Source organism: Mesobacillus jeotgali, assembly GCF_014856545.2.
Classification (GTDB): Bacteria; Bacillota; Bacilli; order Bacillales; family Cytobacillaceae; genus Mesobacillus.
This window is the reverse complement of record NZ_CP109811.1, coordinates 407,226-423,757: the sequence shown is the minus strand read 5'-3', so window position 1 is coordinate 423,757 and position 16,532 is coordinate 407,226. Positions and strand designations below refer to the sequence as shown.

Here is a 16,532-nt window from a genome sequence, read left to right as displayed (position 1 = left end):
GGTATTGTCCATGCAATTCCATGTACAGCAGGCGGCAAGAGCCCTGATCCTGCTCGGATTTTCCATCTTGATTTATATGCTGCATTTTACAGGAAAGATTTATTTATTCATTAACCCAAAGTATTTGCTATTAAGCCAGGCAGCCGCGTTCCTATTTTTGATCCTGTTTTTCATCCAGATTACCCGCGTCTGGACAGTAAAAGGGGCACATGACCACGACTCCTGCAGTCATGTGGGTGAATGCTGCTCTCATGATGATCACCATAACCATTTTCATGACCATGGCACATCACCTTTTTCAGTAAAAAAACTGTTATCCTACTCAATCATCGTACTGCCTTTACTGACAGGCTTTTTCCTGCCTGCAAAGGTTCTTGACTCCGCGATCGCCGATAAAAAGGGAGCGATGCTGTCGATTGCCGGCTCAAGTAAAAGCAGTCAGGGCAGCCAGACAACAAGTGAAACGAAAGAACAGGAAGACAGCCAGGGAACTGGCGAAGCTGGCCAATCAACAGAGGAGAGTGATTATCAGGCTGAGCAAGGTACTGACATACCCGAAGGCACCGAGACTGCCACAGGTTACGAAAATCAAATGACAGATGAAGAGTACAATAAAAAGATAGAAGAGTTAGAAACAGGGACCATTATCTTCAATGACAGTATCTATTCATCTTACTATGAGGAAATCAGCTCCGACATCGACAAGTTCCAAGGCCGGAAGGTAAGCCTATACGGCTTTGTTTATAAAGAGGAAGGCTTTGCAGAAAACCAGCTGGTCGTATCACGCTTCCTGGTCACCCACTGTGTTGCAGATGCCAGCATCATCGGATTTTTATCTGAGTTCCCGGATGCAGCGACGATCGAAAAAGACACCTGGATCAAAATAGAAGGTGTAATTGAGACTGGTTCATACATGGACACCCCTATCCCGCTTGTTAAAGTCTCTAAATGGGAGATTACTGAAGAACCGGAAGTTCCATATTTATATCCTGTCAGCATAAATAGAGAATAAAGAATTTATTACCGTACGAATAACCAAATAAAGAAGGGCAAACGCTCATCACAAAGCTTTGCCCTTTTTTATAAACACCTTAATATATTATGCTAGCCAGTTTCTTATCCCAGTGCACAGGCAAGTTCAAATCCCTCTCTTGTGGCATCTGCTAAAGATGTATTGCCTGCTGCATCCCCAATTACATAAACATTCTTCATGATTTCCCTCAAATATTGTTCCAGCGGGTTATAAGCCTGCACTCCCATGGCTATGACAATCTGGTCCACCTCTATCGCTTTGGTTTCGCCAGTTTTGTCCTCTTTTAAAATGACTCCTTCAGCCGTGATTTCGCTGACGCTGTGGCCGGTAATGACTTGGATGCCTACCGTTTTTAGCTTTTCCATCAGTTTCATTCTGGTCTGCGGGCTTATTTTTCTGGCTGATTCTGTGAGGATTTCAATGAGTGTTACGTCATTTCCTTGCTCTGAAAGTCTGCGGGAAGTACTGTGGCAAACCATCCCGCTACCGATAACTGCAATTTTTTGGCCGGTAAAAATGCTGTTTTCAACTTTGACATCGCGATAATTGCTTACATGTGGAAGCTCAAGACCCTCAAAAGCCGGGACACGCGGGGTACCGCCTGTCGCCAGCAGAACCACATCCGGGTTCATTAATTTAATCAACCCGACAGAAGCCTCTAAATTCAAGCGGATATCAATTTTCAGCCGGTCCATTTCATTGATGAGGTATCTAACGTATCTTGCCATTTTCTTTTTATAGACCGGGTCTGTAACAAGATTCAGTTGCCCGCCGAGCTTGCCATTCTTTTCAATAAGAGTCACATCAAAACCTCTTATGGCTAAAACCCTTGCTGCTTCCATCCCGCCCGGACCGCCACCGACAATCACCACATGACGCTTCTCATTGATTTTTTTCATTTCCAAAAATTCAATCTCCCGTCCTGCCCTGACATTGACTGAACACTCAATATGTCCCTTCGTATAAACGCAGTGCAGGCAGGAAATACACATTCTGATTTCTTTCTCCCTGCCATCGGCAACCTTCCGCACCCAATCAGGGTCTGCAATATGGCCGCGGCCAATGGCGACAAAGTCTGCTCTGCCAGCAGCCAAAATGGATTCCACAAATTGAGGATCGCGGATATTCCCTACCGCAAAAACCGGAATATTGACTTCTTTCTTGATTTCCTCTGCCAGGTAAACTCTCCAGCCTTCTTCAAAAAGAGGAGATTCGATGACCTTCTCCATCGTATTGTAGTTTCCTGAACTTGCATGGATGCCATCGACTCCTATTTTCTCCAGGTAGCGGCTGACTTTACGGCTTAAAGAAAGGTCCATGCCACCTTCTTCAAATTCATCGACGCTGAGCCTTACAGTAACGGGGTAGTCCGCTCCACACTGCTGTTTGATTCCCTGGATAATCTCTTCAACGAATCGCATCCTCTTTTCAAAGCTGCCGCCATACTCGTCTTTACGAAGATTGGTATTCGGGCTTAAAAACTGGTTGATCAAATAACCATGCGCACCGTGAAGCTCTACTCCATCTATGCCAGCAGCCTGGCAGCGGGCTGCCCCCTCAACAAACTTGCCGATGATATCCTTTACCTCAGAAGTTGATAATTCCCTTGGTTCTTCGCCAATTGCTTCACAGGTAACCGGGCTGGGAGCGACAATTTGCTTTCCTCCTGTCAAATAGGAGCTGGATTCTCTGCCGGCATGGTGAAGCTGGACAAACACCCTCGCACCATAAGTATGGACTGCGTCTGCAAGCCTGCGGAATCCCGGAATAAAACGGTCATCATCGAACCTTAGCTGGTTGGCTGCCGCTCTACCCAATTCAAAGTCAACTGTCGTAAATTCAGTGATGATTAAGCCAGTTCCTCCCTTAGCTCTTTCCTCATAATAACGAATTTGCTGCTCCGTCAATTCTCCATCCGAACTGGCCAATCCGGTTCCCATTGCAGGCATCACAATCTTATTCTTGAGTGTTACACTGCCTATTTTTCCGACCGAAAACAAATGTGGATAATTCATTAACTTTACCTCCGTCTGTTTTGCTCACTATTTCACAATCTATATACTATTAAATCACAAAATCGGAGAATGAACGTTTCAACTTTGTGAGGTGTCTATGACAATATTTTGAAGTACTGCAGAGGCTACTCTCTCCATACTCTCTTGTGCTTGCACCAGTCTTCGCACTAGAAAATAGCGTGTTTACACTAGGTAAAACCCCTATGGGTACTGACTTTTATCACCCTCTGTCAAAGAATGTTCAAGACTTTTTGACAGAATTGTGATGGTGTTCTCAGATGTGAGGTTCGTCACAACTGATGTGTGATATAAATGGTTTATTAATCTTGTAAACACTCAAAAATATTTGGAGGAATTAAAATGGCTCGTATAAATAAATGGAATCCTGAAGACGATGGTTTTTGGCAATCCGAAGGCAAAAAACATGCCCAGCGGAACTTATGGATCTCTGTTCCTTCCTTGATGCTCGCGTTCATTGTCTGGCAAATTTGGTCTGTAGTCGCAATTCGCTTAAATGATATTGGCTTTAGTTTTACTGATCAGCAGCTTTTCACATTGGCTGCAATGCCTGGTCTTGTTGGTGCAACTTTACGATTTGTTTATACCTTTGGCGTTGGAATGATGGGTGGCCGTAACTGGACGGTCCTGTCAACAGCTGTACTGGCGATTCCGGCAATCGGAATAGGTTTTGCAGTCCAGAATCCTGACACACCATATTCTGTCATGCTTTTACTAGCAGCACTTTCTGGCCTGGGTGGCGGTAACTTCTCGAGTTCTTCATCCAACATCAGCTTCTTCTTCCCGAAAAAAGCACGTGGAACCGCGCTAGGCATTAACGGCGGTTTAGGTAACATGGGTGTATCAGTCGTACAATTCGTAACACCATTGATCATAACTACTGGAACTTTCGCTTTTGTCGCTGGAGATGGACAGCAATTATCTAACGGCCAGCAGGTATGGCTGCAAAACGCAGCATTCATCTGGCTTGTCCCAATCGCGATTGTTACGATCGCAGCATGGTTCGGCATGGATAACCTGCCTGGAACAAAGCAATCATTCTCTGATCAATTCGTCATTGTAAAAAGAAAGCACACATGGATCATGACATGGCTTTATGTTGCAACATTCGGTTCTTTCATTGGATACTCAGCGGCATTCCCGCTATTGTTGAAATCTCAGTTTCCTGAATATATCTCATTAGCATTCTTAGGTGCATTCCTTGCTGCAGCATCACGTCCTGTCGGCGGATGGCTGGCTGATAAAATGGGTGGCGCGAAGCTGACATCCATCGTCCTGGTTGTGATGATGGCCGGTGCCGGAAGCGTCATTTACTTCCTTGGCACTAAGCAGTTCGCCGGCTTCCTTGTATCATTCCTGGTCCTGTTCATTGCTGCCGGAATCGGTTCTGGTTCAACATTCCAGATGATCCCTGGAATCTTCGTACCAAAAGAAGCTGCACCAGTACTAGGTTTCACCGCAGCCTTCGCAGCTTACGGATCCTTCCTGATTCCAAAGCTGTTCGGATGGTCCGTCAATATTTCCGGTGGTTATGTGCCAGCATTCTTTATCTTCATCGGCTTCTATGTATTGTCGATCATCTTAAACTGGTATTACTATCAGAGAAAAACATCAGAAGCAACAAGTACACAGAAAAAGGCGGCAACTACTGCCTAGTAGATGCACAAACAAAAAGCCTTATCCGTTATTAAAAATGATATGCTCCCCTTTAGGTAAACAGATTATATTTTTTAATCTGTCTACCTAAAGGGGAGCATATCAAAACGGTAAGGCTTTTTGTATTATCAGTTCTATTCGCAAAGTATTTCCCACTCAAAATGACAGCTAGTTTGGTAAGTTAATAAACATTTTATTGTGCATTTTTTTCTTTAACATTAGCACCCTTATGTTTAAGTGAAGAATTTCACTAATTTACATTTTCAACAGCCTCTAACCTATTCATAAGGATGTCTATTTTTTTGAAATTCTTATTTGTAATACAATAATATTGATGAAAAAACCAACCACAATTCCAACTAACGGTGCGAAAAATCCAACAAAAAAAATTGCTATTATAGTTGGTATAATGTACCCAAGAGCTATCATATTATATTCCCCCTTTAATTTAGTGTAAATTCGAACTAACCTGCATCTTTAGCTTAATAGGGATCAATCCTGTTCCCATCTTAAAAATACCCAGAATTGTAATCCTTGCATTTTTAAAGGGTATCTGTAATTTAGATATTCTTCACTAACGGCGTTAATTATGGGGAAATCAGCTAGCACTTCCGTACAGGCAACACTTAACATTCCTTTTTCTTCCTCAGTTGGTTCACCGTCAAAATAAGCTCTCCAATATAAAGTCTCATTTTCTAATTTAACTGTTAGTCCCCTTAATTTTTGTGGTATGGACCCTAAAAGGGAGTAATGGGAACTAATTATTAAATCATTCTTAGTTGGAACCATTTTATAAACCTCCATATAAACAATAACCGTCAATAATATATATCAATCCTTCTTCAACTCCCTCAGTTTAATACGATTTTCTCACGAATACTCGCTTATTCGCAGGATTTCATCCTCCATGGATATATAGTGCTAAATTGATAGGAGTAGATTCTGGACAAATGGCTACGTGAAGACATAGTTAAATAGAGGAGTAGGATTATACTCCATATTCTACCATATAATGTACTTCTCCACGCCGCCCCTGGAGGCTTTCCCTCCCATGTCTCAACGGGTCAAATGCCCTCTCATTCCTTCGTCATGCCTATCCAAGGGGTGGAGGCCAGTTTTGCTAACCTGATGGGTCAGTGCCCTTTTGTTGAAGAAATCTGGTACTCCGTACATATTTGAAATCCTGCGAATAAGCCAACACTCGATAAGAGGTTTCTCTTCGAGAACTAACGATTGATTTACCTACGCTGCCAACTCCGTAAATGGTTGTACTTTCCTGGCACAATACGATTCATTTTTACGTGCTATTCCTACAAATATTCTGGCCAACTTACCAACTAATTTCATAATAGATTTCATCTTTTTCATTTTCTTGACTTTAACATTGTTGGAGTGAATGGCCTTAAATTCCGGGTTGTTCATCACCAGGCTCATAGTGGCCAAGTATAGGAAACGCCTAAGCCTAGATCTCCCACGCTTGGAAATGACAATTTGCCCTTTCCACTTTCCTGAACTAGCTTCAGCGAGATGGAGCCCTGCATGGCGAAGTAAAGAGTTTCCGTGTGAAAAACCACTTAAATCTCCCGCTTCCCCTAATATACCAGCTAACGAAATTTCACTAATTCCCTTAATCATAAGCAACTTATTTGCGAAAGGAATTTTAGGAAGTTCATCCTTAATTGCCAGTTCAACTCTTTCAAGTTGTTGAATTGAAAGGTCATACTCTTCGAGTAATTGCTCAAGATGAAATTTATAAGCATCTAATGCTTGTCTTGTACCAACTGATTTCCTAGCTACATTGAGTAGTAAATAGGCTTTCTTCAAGCCAGGCTGCCGCTTCATGAGTGACTTCCATCCGGCCACGATTTCTTCAGGCTTCATGGAATCTAGTTCCATTGGAGATGGGAAAAGCCGAAGTGTTGCGATGGCTCCTTTAGCAGTGATGTCTTTAAATACTTGCCTAAGCTCGGGGAAGACAATATCCACCCAGCGATTCAATTGATTAATCGAGCTTACAAGCCTCTTAACAATGACATCCCGATTTGACATGAGTACCCTGAGCTTTTCAAACGACTCAGAAGTATTCCTTACAAAAGCGTAGTAACCGTTCTTCACCATATCAGCTATTACAAGAGCGTCTTTTTTATCACTCTTTGATTGGGTATTATCACGGTTTTCTTTATTTCTTTTCACCAAATGAGGGTTAACTGTCACTACCTCAATATCTTGTTTCATCAGCCATTTAGAAAGGTTAATCCAGTAATGACCGGTAGGTTCCATACCAACTATGGCAGCCTCAAGTTTATGTAATCTTTTAAGGTTATTAATCCAGATTAACAGGGACGAAAATCCCTCTTCGTTGTTTGGAAAAGTGATTGGATCTCCTACGACAATCCCACGGAAATTCACTGCTCTGGCTACGTGAAACTGTTGTGCAATATCCACACCAACCACAAGATGTGTATCTGTAATTCTTTCTATTAGTTGATTTTGTTTGTCCTGCATTTTAAACTTCATAGTAAGGGTTCCTCCTAAGTTTGAGTTAGAGTCGTGTCTTACTCATATCTTACTGAGGAGCCCTATTTTTTTCAAAGCTCAAAAATAGCGATCTACAGGAATGCTAAACTACATCGTTTGTTCAATAAGGAATTCAACAAAAAGAACGTTAATCCTGCTTGGACCAACGCACTCGGAAGTGAAGAAGGGTCTAAACTTCTTCCTGATATATTTCTAATTTTATCGGCTTTAAATTCGAAGGTATTTTAAACTCCTGAAGGTCTTCTATTTGATTAAAAAAGTCATCTACTTCATCATAATCCATTGACCATTCTTCTGTTCCTAACTTACTTAATTCATCTGTTGGTCTAAATAAAAATTCACAGTGGAGTTGTTCCATTCGAGAATATTCATCTTCTTCATAAACAGTAAACTGACGGACAAAATCAAGGTGAAATAGTTCTTCTCCTGTAAAATCATAAACACCACATTGAAATAGGATTTCTTTATCCTCTTCTCCCTCAACTGGCTCTTTGCAAAAAATCTTAAATGTTTCCCAAACCTTTTTTATATCATCGGTATCTTCACCAATCTTATTTTTTAGATAACTTTCGGTTTGCATAACCGTAATCATCCCAACACCTCCGATATTATTATGCGATTATCCTTGTTCAGCTAAACTGCATCTTCGTTGAATAAGACTTTTAAAGAAACGGAATGCTAATTCCCCATATCCCAGCAGCAATACATAAAAGTCCTCCGATAAGAAACAAAATTTTAATGAACCAAAAATTAAAAGATACAGGTAATGGAGTTATATGCCTGACACTATCATAAGTCTTGTCGTTAAAGAACCGTTCCCTTGTTGCGTGAAAAAACATATATATTGCAAAAATACCAACAGCCAAAACAAATATACCCGCATAAAAGTCTTTCCCCATTCAATTAACCCCACACAACTTAAATTTAATTCCTTCTTATATAATTCCCAAGCTCATATTGTTTCAACCTTTGTTCAACTATCCTGCTTCGTTTGTTCAATAAGGAATTCAACAAAAAAGGCCGTTAATCCTTCTGGATCAACGCACCGTTAGTTCAATATGGTTGGAGTCGCAGTATTATATTTCTTTAACGGAGAATAACATTTCTAAGGCATCTGTGAGTATATCTTGTTGTCGTTCAATTTCATCAAGTTCTTTCTTTATCTTTAAAATACATTTTAATAATACTTCATCGGTTATATCTGATTTAATATTTTCTTCAATTAGTTGATATGAATTCGCTTGGACTTCGAAGTTTCCAGTCAACAGATGGTAGACCAGCGTTTCTAGGTGTGCAGAACAATCAAAAGGTTTCAATGCATATAACAATGTACCTCGATACCCCAAAGTTTTAGGGTCATTTAACATTTCTATTATAGGGTTTATTGCTTTTTTACTTCCAATATCACTAAGTGTAATTGCAATTGAATTTCTTAGCCTATGATTATCCGTGCTTTTAAAGTATTCAATCAGAAGGGGCACGGCATTTTCGTATTTATTTATCCCTACTTCCTCTAATTTACTTTCTGCTTCCTCTACATTACCGCCTTCAATTGCTTTTCTTAGGATTTCTAAGTCCAATTCTCCAAATCCCTTCAACCTAATAATTTTAATTATTAATTTCAACAAATTTGTTTGGTTTTCCTTCTTTAACTAAACTGCTCCTTTAGTTCAATAAGACACCTTTTCTTTTAAGTAAGTTAAGATGACTTGTCTAAACAACGACTTTTCTTCAAGGAAGGGGTAATGATTGCTTTCATTAAAAACAAATAGTTGTGACTTTGGTATTAACTCATTCATTTCTACGGAGAAAGAAAGCGGGCATTGTACATCGTATCGGCCACTCAGTATTAAAGTATTTGTTGAGATTTTTTCTAACTCACGGGTTACATCAAAGATCATTTCTTCCCTAATAAAAAAGTTCATTCTAGGCGCAGACATCTTTTTATGTATGCCTAAAGAAAAGTATTCATCATACTTATCCGGGTGAAATAGAGACAGTTTCGTTCTCTCTTTAGAGAAGCGCTCCCTTTCACTAGGTGTTAAATCAGAGCGTTTTAAAGTCTCAATAAGTTGCTGCATTCGGTCAAAGTTTGGATGGTCTGGATGATAGATACATTCAGAGGATGAATTAGCATATTTCCTAGCAGCTGCCCCCACAATTATTAGTGAAGTAAGAGACGTTGAAAAATGAATACCGTAGATGACCCCTATCATACCTCCTGTCGAGTGTCCGGCAAAGGTCCATTTGGCATAACCCAACGCCTCTCGGATTGCTTCAAGGTCGTATACAGCATCAAACATACTCAACTCATGAGCCTCATTAGCCTTACTTGAATTACCGGCTTGTTTTAAATTCACAAGGTAGACCGTATTATTCTCTGTCAAAGAATCTGCAAAGTAATCACCCGTATGATTAAACTCTGAATAATGATGAGTGACGCAAATTGGATTGCCCTCTCCTTTTACAAAGACCTCAAAGTTTCCGCGTGCGGTACTAATTGTTTTCGTTTCCCAGTAGGTCATTACCAAATCTCCTTACCTATCTAGTTATCCTTACATTAATATTCTTGGAATAAATCTTATTATACTATTAATACCTTGAGTCTTAATTTCTATAAAACAGGCAATAATCCCTTTTAGTATCCAATTAAACGGGAGGGATTAGTTTGTTATTATCATCTGCGTGGAAATCCTATGAAGCTGATAAACGTATAGAAGGCTTTTCACCTTATACATTAAAAGCATATGCAATTCAAGCAAAGCTGCTCATTGGTTATTTTAATGATCCGCATATTGATAGTTTCGACACAGAAGGATTAAAGAAATATCTCGTTACTCAAGGCAAGGACTTAAAACCCTCAAGTTTGGCCCACAGAATTCGATTTATGAAGTCATTGTTTCGCTGGTGTCACGAGGAAGGGCATATACCCCTTAATCCAGCAGCAAAGATCAAGGAACCTAAAGCAGGCAAGAGAATTCCAAAGTTTCTAACGGAAAGGGAGATTGAACTTTTACGTGAAGCCGTCTAAGTCCTATGGAAAAGGCACTTTTTGAATTTACGTTTTCAACTGGCTGCAGAATCGGAGAAATCGCTGCTCTAGATCGCAATTGCATTAATTGGTCTAACCGTTCAGCAATTGTCAGGGGAAAGGGGGACAAGGAACGTGAAGTGTATTTTAATATTCGAGCCGAGTTATGGCTTAAGCGATACATAGATAGCCGCCAAGATAATGATCCAGCTATTTTTGTAACGGAGCGACAGCCACACAGGATGAGTATTGCTCAGTTGAGGTATTACATAAAGAAAATCTCAGCCCGTGCCGGAATAAATAAGGAGATTCATCCTCACCAACTCAGACACAGCTACGCCACTCATTTATTAAACAATGGAGCACCAGTAGAAGTCATTCAAAGCCTTTTAGGTCACGAGAAAAGCGAAACCACTAGGATTTATGCTCAACTAAGCGGAAGGCTCAGACAGGAGTTTTACCAGAAATACTTTTAACAAAGCGAAGAAGCAACGCAAAATGTGTTGCTTCTGTACTCTTGCACCCGTTAGAGTTCAATATGAATTTATAAAATAATAGAGGACTATCAGACAGACAAATCGATAAATTCCAGTTCCATTCCTGCCTCTGCTTTAGAATGATAAACGGTTATTTTATCATATGGTTTCAAGTTGTCTTTCCATGATTCTATATTACGCAGAAAACCTTCTCCGTTTTCAGATATTATCAAGCACTCTAAATTCCTATTGATATAACAAATTGGTGCGTCACTTTCCAAATCACATTGTTGACCAACAGTTCCGATGAATCCACCTATACTATCTTTTGCCATAATATCTACATATGGAACCGTATAAAATTCTAATTGTGGAATATCATCGTCAAAGATAAATTGAATATCATAATCGTTAGCATATTTTTGATACTCCTCATTTTTATGATAAACACTCATAGGATAAATTGTTGTACCTGCTGGTATAACCTCAGTATCTTTTAAATTTACATTTATGGCTCCGGTTAATTCTGTTCTATCTAGATAAACTTTTCGCATCTCAACCTCCGTTTAATCTTATTTTATGTAAATTTTTATTACTTTTATGATTTCTTATTGAACTAACCAGCACCGTTCAATAAGGAATTCTACAAAAGGCGGTTAATCCTTCCTAGATCAACGCCCCCGTTCACCTTTACGTTCCAAAAGTATAGGTGCTATATTTAGTAAGATAGAAACAATTGTCAAAAACCATAATGCCCTTTCCATACCAGGTACTACATCCTCTAAAGCTGCCCAATCTTCCACTTCTACCCAGTTCGATACAAGACTGTACTCTGCACAAAGTGTTAATGCTGTAAAAGATAATCCCATGGCCATAGCAAGCTTATAATCCTTTCCTGCTGTATACATATAGAGATTTATAAAAGTTACTACTATTGCAATAACCCCTAATATTACCCACATAACTATACCTCCATATAATTTTAACGATTCTTATGTTGAATAAGGATATTCTACAAAAAGAGCGTTAATCCTTCTGGGATCAACGCAATGGCTTGTTGTTCCGATGGCAGTCTTAAAGCTCATCAAACCCATTCTCATCGGAAGTTTTCGTATACTGTCTTGATTTTTGCTCAAAGAAATCAGTCTTGCCCAGGTCCACTTCCTGATAGGCGATAATCCATCTTAATGGATTGGTCCGGTGTCCTTCGAAGGGTGCTGTAAAGCCGAGTTGCTCTGCACGTTTGTTTGCCATGAACTTTATATAGGCTTCCAGATCTGACATGAGCAGGCCGTCGATTTGGTTGCCAATAATATAATCAGCCCACTCCATCTCCAACACTGCCGCTTCCCGGAAGGCTGCCGTACCGAAATCCCTCAAGGATTCTGTATTGAACTCGGGATTTTCATGCAGAATTTCTTTGAAAATCTTTTCGAATAACCCCACATGCAGCTGTTCATCACGGTTGATGTAGTTAATCATCGTGCTGGTGCCAACCATTTTCTGGTTCCGCGCAAGATTATAAAAGAACGCGAAGCCTGAATAGAAAAACAGGCCTTCTAGGATGACATCATAGACTATGGAATGCAATAGATTTTCAATGCTGGGATTTTCCGCAAAACCTTTATAGCCGTCCGTGATAAATTCATTCCGCTTGCGCAGGATTGGTTCTGTCCGCCAATAGTCGAACACTTCCTGCTGCTTCGACTTGGATACGATGCTTGAAAGCACATAGCTGTAGGAATGATTATGGATGACTTCCTGCTGTGCCAAAATGATCATCAGCGCATTTAAGCTGGAGTCGGTGAGATAATCGGCAACTTTACCGGCGTAGTCTGTTTGTATGCTGTCAAGGAGTGCCAGGAGCCCGATGATTTTTAAAAAGGCATCCTGTTCTTTTTCGGAAAGCATCGAAAATTGCTTGATGTCCTTTGACATATTGATCTCAAAAGGGGTCCAGAAATTGCCCAGCATTCTCTTATATTTTGGATAGGCCCACGGGAAGCGGACATCATCCCAGTTCAGTATATTGGAACTTTGGCCATTTATAATCCCGGTCGAAGCATTGGGAGCATCGACATCAACAAGTGTTCTTTTCATCAAATGATTCATGGTTTTCCGTCCCCCTCTTAACTATGGCAGCTTTCACAATCATCAAACTCACTGCTTGATGTGGAGCGGACATAATAAGTGGTTTTCAGTCCAGACTTCCAGGCATCCATATGCAGCTCCAGCAGTGCCTTTGCCTTGATTGTATTTGTTACATAAAAATTAAACGAGATTGATTGATCGATATGGCGCTGACGCCGCGCATTCTGCCTGATGCTCCAATGCTGGTCCAGGTTGTAGGCTGTCTTATAGAACCACATCGTTTCGGCTGACAGGTCTGGTGCGGTGACCGGAATCTTGTAATCTTTCTTTTCCTCGGAATATTCAAGCCGGAAAATCGGGTCTATGCTTGCTGTTGAACCCGCAAGAATCGAGGTTGAGGAGTTTGGCGCCACTGCCATTAAGTAGCCGTTCCTGATTCCGTGCTGTTTTACTTCCTCAGCGAGTTTCCCCCATCTTTCACCGGCATATTGTCTCTTCTCGAAAAACTGGCCTGTCGACCAATCGGAACCTTCAAAATAAGGGTATACCCCTTTTTCTTTTGCCAGATCGAGGCTTGCGCTGATCGTTAAATAGGCAATAGTTTCATAGAGAGTATCACAATACTCGACTGCCTCTTCACTTTCCCATTTGATTCCTTTAAGGGCGAGCAGGTGGTGCCAGCCGAATGTCCCCAGGCCGATGCCTCTATAATTCTTGTTGGTTATCTGTGCCTGCAACACAGGGATCTCATTGATATCGATGACATTATCAAGCATCCTGACCTGAATTTTAATTACTCTCTCAAGTACAGAATCCACTACGCTTTTCGCCAAAGAGATTGATGACAAGTTACAGACGACAAAATCACCTGGCTTTTTATAAATTAAGATCTTTCCGTCTTCGACTTTTTCCTCTTCCAAAAGGGTCGGACTCATATTTTGGGTGATTTCCGTGCAAAGGTTGCTGCAATAAATCATCCCTTTGTGGTGATTGGCATTAAGCCTGTTCACCTGATCCCTGTAAAACATATAAGGAGTGCCGGTTTCAAGCTGAGAGATCATGATGGATTTAAAGATTTCGATGGCAGGGACCACTTTATGTGATAAACCGGGATGGTTGACACAAGCCCAATATTTTTCCCGGAAGGATCCTGCACCCTTTTCCTCATCGAAATAATCTTCAAGAGAATACCCCATGACACTCCTGACTTCATGCGGATCAAACAGGTACCAGTCGCCGCGTTTTTCTACTTGCTCCATAAATAAATCTGGGATACATATGCCCGAAAACAAATCATGTGTCCTCTGGCGCTCATCTCCATTGTTCAGTTTTGCATCAAGGAACGGGAAGATATCTTTATGCCAGACATCAAGGTACACGGCAATCGCACCCTGGCGCTGTCCTAATTGATCAACAGAAACCGCTGTGTTATTCAGCTGCTTCATCCACGGAATGACACCTGAACTGATTCCTTTAAAGCCTTTGATATCACTGCCCCGGCTTCGGATCTTACCAAGATAAACGCCTATGCCGCCGCCATTTTTGCTTAAGGTAGATATATCTGTATTCGAATCGTAAATACTCCTTAAATCATCTGCAACAGTGTCTATAAAACAGCTTGATAATTGGCCATAGCTTTTGCCGGCATTCGAGAGCGTCGGAGTGGCCACTGTCATATAGAGATTTGAAATCGCCCAGTATGCCTCTTCCACTAGTTCAAGCCTTTTTTCCTTTGGTTCTTCAGCCAGCAGCGTCATGGCAATGATCATGAACCGCTCTTGAGGCAGTTCGGCAAAATCGCCATTTTGTGTGCGCGCCAGGTATCTTTCTGCCATGGTTAAAAGCCCTATATATGTAAATAGCTTGTCTCTCTCTGGATCAATCACTTTTTCAAGATACTCTATTTCTTCACGGGAGTAGGATTCTATGATTAGACGATCATAGATCCCTATTTCTATCAACCTATTGATTAACTCATAAAATGAACCGTAGCCAGCTTCTCTCCTAAAGCCTGAACTCAGCATGTACAATTTTTTCAGGTAAAACCGCGCTGCAGCATAGGTCCAATCAGGTTCATTCCGGTCGATCCGTTCCACTGCGGTCAAAATGAGCATGTTCTCAACCTGGTCCGCTGTCATATTTTTCACCTCAAGAGCCCGGTCCACCTTCTCTTTGAACTGTGAAAAATCCAATCGGGGGAATGATTGTTCAATTTCTTCAATCCATTTTGCAGCTTTCTCATCCCTTACTTGAATGCTCATTTCCTATTCCTCCTGCTTGCTTACTTTTTCTCATTTCCAGCCTGTGCTTCCTTCTTATATCGGCAGTCTTAAAGAGCTCCCATTCAAACTCATTCTCTGGAATGACCTTCTCCACCGGGACAGGTGCACCATTGTCATCCTTTGCAACCATGGTCAGAATCGAGGTGGTAGTTAACGTTTTCCTGCAAGCTTTCAAGTTTTCACTTTCCACTTTCACGAACACTTCCATGGACGTTCTGCCTGTTGAGATGACGACTGCTTCAAGTGTTAAAATATCGCCCACTACAGCGGAAGACAGAAAATTAACCGAGTCAATCGAAGCAGTGACGACGGCCCTCCTGCTGTGCTTCATAGCTGCAATAGCGGCAATCTCATCAATATAGGACAATACCGTTCCGCCAAAAATCGTTCCTAGATGGTTTGTATCCGGCGGCAGAACGAGCCTGTTCTGGAATGTCCTTGATACATTTGCTGATAATCCTTCCATTCCTGACTCCTCTCTGAAAACCTCCCTGAAAAATGAGAAAAACCCATCTCGAAAGATGGGTTTAAGTAACGTTGATGTATTAACAACTCATATGGAGCCGCAAAAAGCAGAATGAGACTGTCAATTTATCCCCGTATACCTTCCCTATTCCCGAAGAAGATAACACGAATAAATATGGCAGGTCTCCTGACTTGTGCTTCACCCTAGTTTAAGGCCTTCCCATCTATTTTTTAGACAGTGGTTCATCCTTATTTCGTCAGCACTTACAGTTGCGGGAACAGTTCTGGATTCTCACCAGATTCCCTATTAAGTCTTGTTCAGACACCATACTTATCGGTAAATTTCAATATTTAGTTATAGAAACCATTTCATAACACAATATATCGTGTTATGAATTGATAGTAAATCATCTTCCTCGCTTTTTCAACTATTTTTCATTTTGTATTTTATCTAATCCTGAACAAGAATTGGTTCGCTTCCCCCACCCAACGAAGAATCAGGTCAGCATACTTCAAATGTGGTCGATAAAATACGAAAAGTGATCGATATATTCTCAAATGTGGTCGATAAAATCAAAAATCCGCTGATATATCTTAAAATGTGGTCGATATATTTTGTTTTTCGCCGATAAATTAAATTAATCTGGAATTAATATCCGATTTCATGTTTTAAAAACGCCGATTTGGGTATTTAGTACTATATAAAGAGAAAGATAGTTCTTTTCATCAAAGGGGAGATGAAGATGCTGACGCTTTTTCTATTACAAAGAGAACTTATTCAACTAAAAAACGAGTATCAATCAAGTGCTGACACAGTCATCAAAGCGCAAATTCTAAAGGACATTGAGCTCCTGACAGCAGCCATAAAAGAAATGAAAGAGGCTTGGGGAGCAACGCGTTCCCTGAATTCGGCCAAGAATATATAGA

At 40.8% G+C, this 16,532-nt stretch carries 15 protein-coding genes, 1 pseudogene and 1 riboswitch; of the genes and pseudogenes, 4 read left to right on the top strand and 12 right to left on the bottom strand.

Annotated elements, in window-relative coordinates; genetic code table 11:
• Positions 1-10 precede the first annotated feature (10 nt).
• Positions 11-1,012, top strand: coding sequence for a TIGR03943 family putative permease subunit (locus FOF60_RS02095; protein ID WP_192472981.1), 1,002 nt, complete (start codon positions 11-13; stop codon positions 1,010-1,012).
• 104 nt (positions 1,013-1,116) lie between these two features.
• Here FOF60_RS02095 and FOF60_RS02090 read toward each other — a convergent pair whose 3' ends face one another.
• Complete coding sequence (locus FOF60_RS02090) at positions 1,117-3,048, bottom strand: oxidoreductase (RefSeq protein ID WP_192472980.1); 1,932 nt, start codon at positions 3,046-3,048, stop codon at positions 1,117-1,119.
• A gap of 360 nt (positions 3,049-3,408) precedes the next feature.
• On the opposite strand from FOF60_RS02090, the gene FOF60_RS02085 reads away from it, so the two are divergent.
• A complete protein-coding gene (locus FOF60_RS02085) occupies positions 3,409-4,722 on the top strand; it encodes an MFS transporter (protein WP_192472979.1) in 1,314 nt (437 codons plus the stop codon).
• A gap of 492 nt (positions 4,723-5,214) precedes the next feature.
• Here FOF60_RS02085 and FOF60_RS02080 read toward each other — a convergent pair whose 3' ends face one another.
• The 6 genes from FOF60_RS02080 to FOF60_RS02055 form a co-directional block, all read right to left on the bottom strand.
• Positions 5,215-5,511: a MafI2 family immunity protein gene (locus tag FOF60_RS02080; protein WP_192472978.1), complete on the bottom strand. Its 297-nt coding sequence runs from the start codon at positions 5,509-5,511 to the stop codon at positions 5,215-5,217.
• Positions 5,512-5,964: 453 nt separating this feature from the next.
• Positions 5,965-7,239 (bottom strand): IS110 family RNA-guided transposase, encoded by a 1,275-nt coding sequence (locus tag FOF60_RS02075; protein ID WP_192472977.1) that lies wholly within the window; start codon positions 7,237-7,239, stop codon positions 5,965-5,967.
• A 190-nt stretch (positions 7,240-7,429) separates the two neighbouring features.
• Complete coding sequence (locus FOF60_RS02070) at positions 7,430-7,852, bottom strand: hypothetical protein (RefSeq protein ID WP_192472976.1); 423 nt, start codon at positions 7,850-7,852, stop codon at positions 7,430-7,432.
• A gap of 70 nt (positions 7,853-7,922) precedes the next feature.
• Positions 7,923-8,159, bottom strand: coding sequence for a hypothetical protein (locus FOF60_RS02065; protein WP_192472975.1), 237 nt, complete (start codon positions 8,157-8,159; stop codon positions 7,923-7,925).
• A 177-nt stretch (positions 8,160-8,336) separates the two neighbouring features.
• The gene (locus FOF60_RS02060; protein WP_192472974.1) at positions 8,337-8,888 is read right to left on the bottom strand and encodes a HEAT repeat domain-containing protein; all 552 of its coding nucleotides are present in this window, start codon (positions 8,886-8,888) and stop codon (positions 8,337-8,339) included.
• Between the two features lie 42 nt (positions 8,889-8,930).
• Entirely contained in the window at positions 8,931-9,785 is an 855-nt protein-coding gene (locus FOF60_RS02055; protein ID WP_264647629.1) for an alpha/beta fold hydrolase, read from the bottom strand.
• A gap of 143 nt (positions 9,786-9,928) precedes the next feature.
• On the opposite strand from FOF60_RS02055, the pseudogene FOF60_RS02050 reads away from it, so the two are divergent.
• A pseudogene (locus FOF60_RS02050) lies at positions 9,929-10,767 on the top strand (tyrosine-type recombinase/integrase).
• 89 nt (positions 10,768-10,856) lie between these two features.
• On the opposite strand, the gene FOF60_RS02045 reads toward FOF60_RS02050, so the two are convergent.
• From FOF60_RS02045 to FOF60_RS02025, 5 genes are all read right to left on the bottom strand, one after another.
• Positions 10,857-11,321 (bottom strand): hypothetical protein, encoded by a 465-nt coding sequence (locus FOF60_RS02045; RefSeq protein WP_192473349.1) that lies wholly within the window; start codon positions 11,319-11,321, stop codon positions 10,857-10,859.
• A gap of 117 nt (positions 11,322-11,438) precedes the next feature.
• Entirely contained in the window at positions 11,439-11,729 is a 291-nt protein-coding gene (locus FOF60_RS02040; protein WP_192473350.1) for a hypothetical protein, read from the bottom strand.
• A gap of 112 nt (positions 11,730-11,841) precedes the next feature.
• The gene (locus tag FOF60_RS02035) at positions 11,842-12,879 is read right to left on the bottom strand and encodes a ribonucleotide-diphosphate reductase subunit beta (protein WP_192473351.1); all 1,038 of its coding nucleotides are present in this window, start codon (positions 12,877-12,879) and stop codon (positions 11,842-11,844) included.
• Between the two features lie 17 nt (positions 12,880-12,896).
• The gene (locus FOF60_RS02030) at positions 12,897-15,119 is read right to left on the bottom strand and encodes a ribonucleoside-diphosphate reductase subunit alpha (protein ID WP_192473352.1); all 2,223 of its coding nucleotides are present in this window, start codon (positions 15,117-15,119) and stop codon (positions 12,897-12,899) included.
• Positions 15,097-15,606: an acyl-CoA thioesterase gene (locus tag FOF60_RS02025; protein ID WP_192473353.1), complete on the bottom strand. Its 510-nt coding sequence runs from the start codon at positions 15,604-15,606 to the stop codon at positions 15,097-15,099. Before FOF60_RS02025 ends, FOF60_RS02030 begins: the two co-directional genes overlap by 23 nt.
• 158 nt (positions 15,607-15,764) lie before the next feature.
• A riboswitch (cobalamin riboswitch) is annotated at positions 15,765-15,950 on the bottom strand.
• Positions 15,951-16,348: 398 nt separating this feature from the next.
• On the opposite strand from FOF60_RS02025, the gene FOF60_RS02020 reads away from it, so the two are divergent.
• The gene (locus tag FOF60_RS02020) at positions 16,349-16,531 is read left to right on the top strand and encodes a hypothetical protein (RefSeq protein WP_192473354.1); all 183 of its coding nucleotides are present in this window, start codon (positions 16,349-16,351) and stop codon (positions 16,529-16,531) included.
• The last annotated feature ends 1 nt before the right edge of the window (position 16,532 follow it).

Bases quoted from the DNA above. Each gene is read 5' to 3' on its own strand.
- FOF60_RS02065 (WP_192472975.1), bottom strand. From the start codon at position 8,159: ATGGGGAAAGACTTTTATGCGGGTATATTTGTTTTGGCTGTTGGTATT.
- FOF60_RS02055 (WP_264647629.1), bottom strand. From the start codon at position 9,785: ATGACCTACTGGGAAACGAAAACAATTAGTACCGCACGCGGAAACTTT.
- FOF60_RS02070 (WP_192472976.1), bottom strand. From the start codon at position 7,852: ATGATTACGGTTATGCAAACCGAAAGTTATCTAAAAAATAAGATTGGT.
- FOF60_RS02020 (WP_192473354.1), top strand. From the start codon at position 16,349: ATGCTGACGCTTTTTCTATTACAAAGAGAACTTATTCAACTAAAAAAC.
- FOF60_RS02085 (WP_192472979.1), top strand. From the start codon at position 3,409: ATGGCTCGTATAAATAAATGGAATCCTGAAGACGATGGTTTTTGGCAA.
- FOF60_RS02040 (WP_192473350.1), bottom strand. From the start codon at position 11,729: ATGTGGGTAATATTAGGGGTTATTGCAATAGTAGTAACTTTTATAAAT.
- FOF60_RS02075 (WP_192472977.1), bottom strand. From the start codon at position 7,239: ATGAAGTTTAAAATGCAGGACAAACAAAATCAACTAATAGAAAGAATT.
- FOF60_RS02030 (WP_192473352.1), bottom strand. From the start codon at position 15,119: ATGAGCATTCAAGTAAGGGATGAGAAAGCTGCAAAATGGATTGAAGAA.
- FOF60_RS02045 (WP_192473349.1), bottom strand. From the start codon at position 11,321: ATGCGAAAAGTTTATCTAGATAGAACAGAATTAACCGGAGCCATAAAT.
- FOF60_RS02095 (WP_192472981.1), top strand. From the start codon at position 11: ATGCAATTCCATGTACAGCAGGCGGCAAGAGCCCTGATCCTGCTCGGA.
- FOF60_RS02080 (WP_192472978.1), bottom strand. From the start codon at position 5,511: ATGGTTCCAACTAAGAATGATTTAATAATTAGTTCCCATTACTCCCTT.
- FOF60_RS02025 (WP_192473353.1), bottom strand. From the start codon at position 15,606: ATGGAAGGATTATCAGCAAATGTATCAAGGACATTCCAGAACAGGCTC.
- FOF60_RS02035 (WP_192473351.1), bottom strand. From the start codon at position 12,879: ATGAATCATTTGATGAAAAGAACACTTGTTGATGTCGATGCTCCCAAT.
- FOF60_RS02090 (WP_192472980.1), bottom strand. From the start codon at position 3,048: ATGAATTATCCACATTTGTTTTCGGTCGGAAAAATAGGCAGTGTAACA.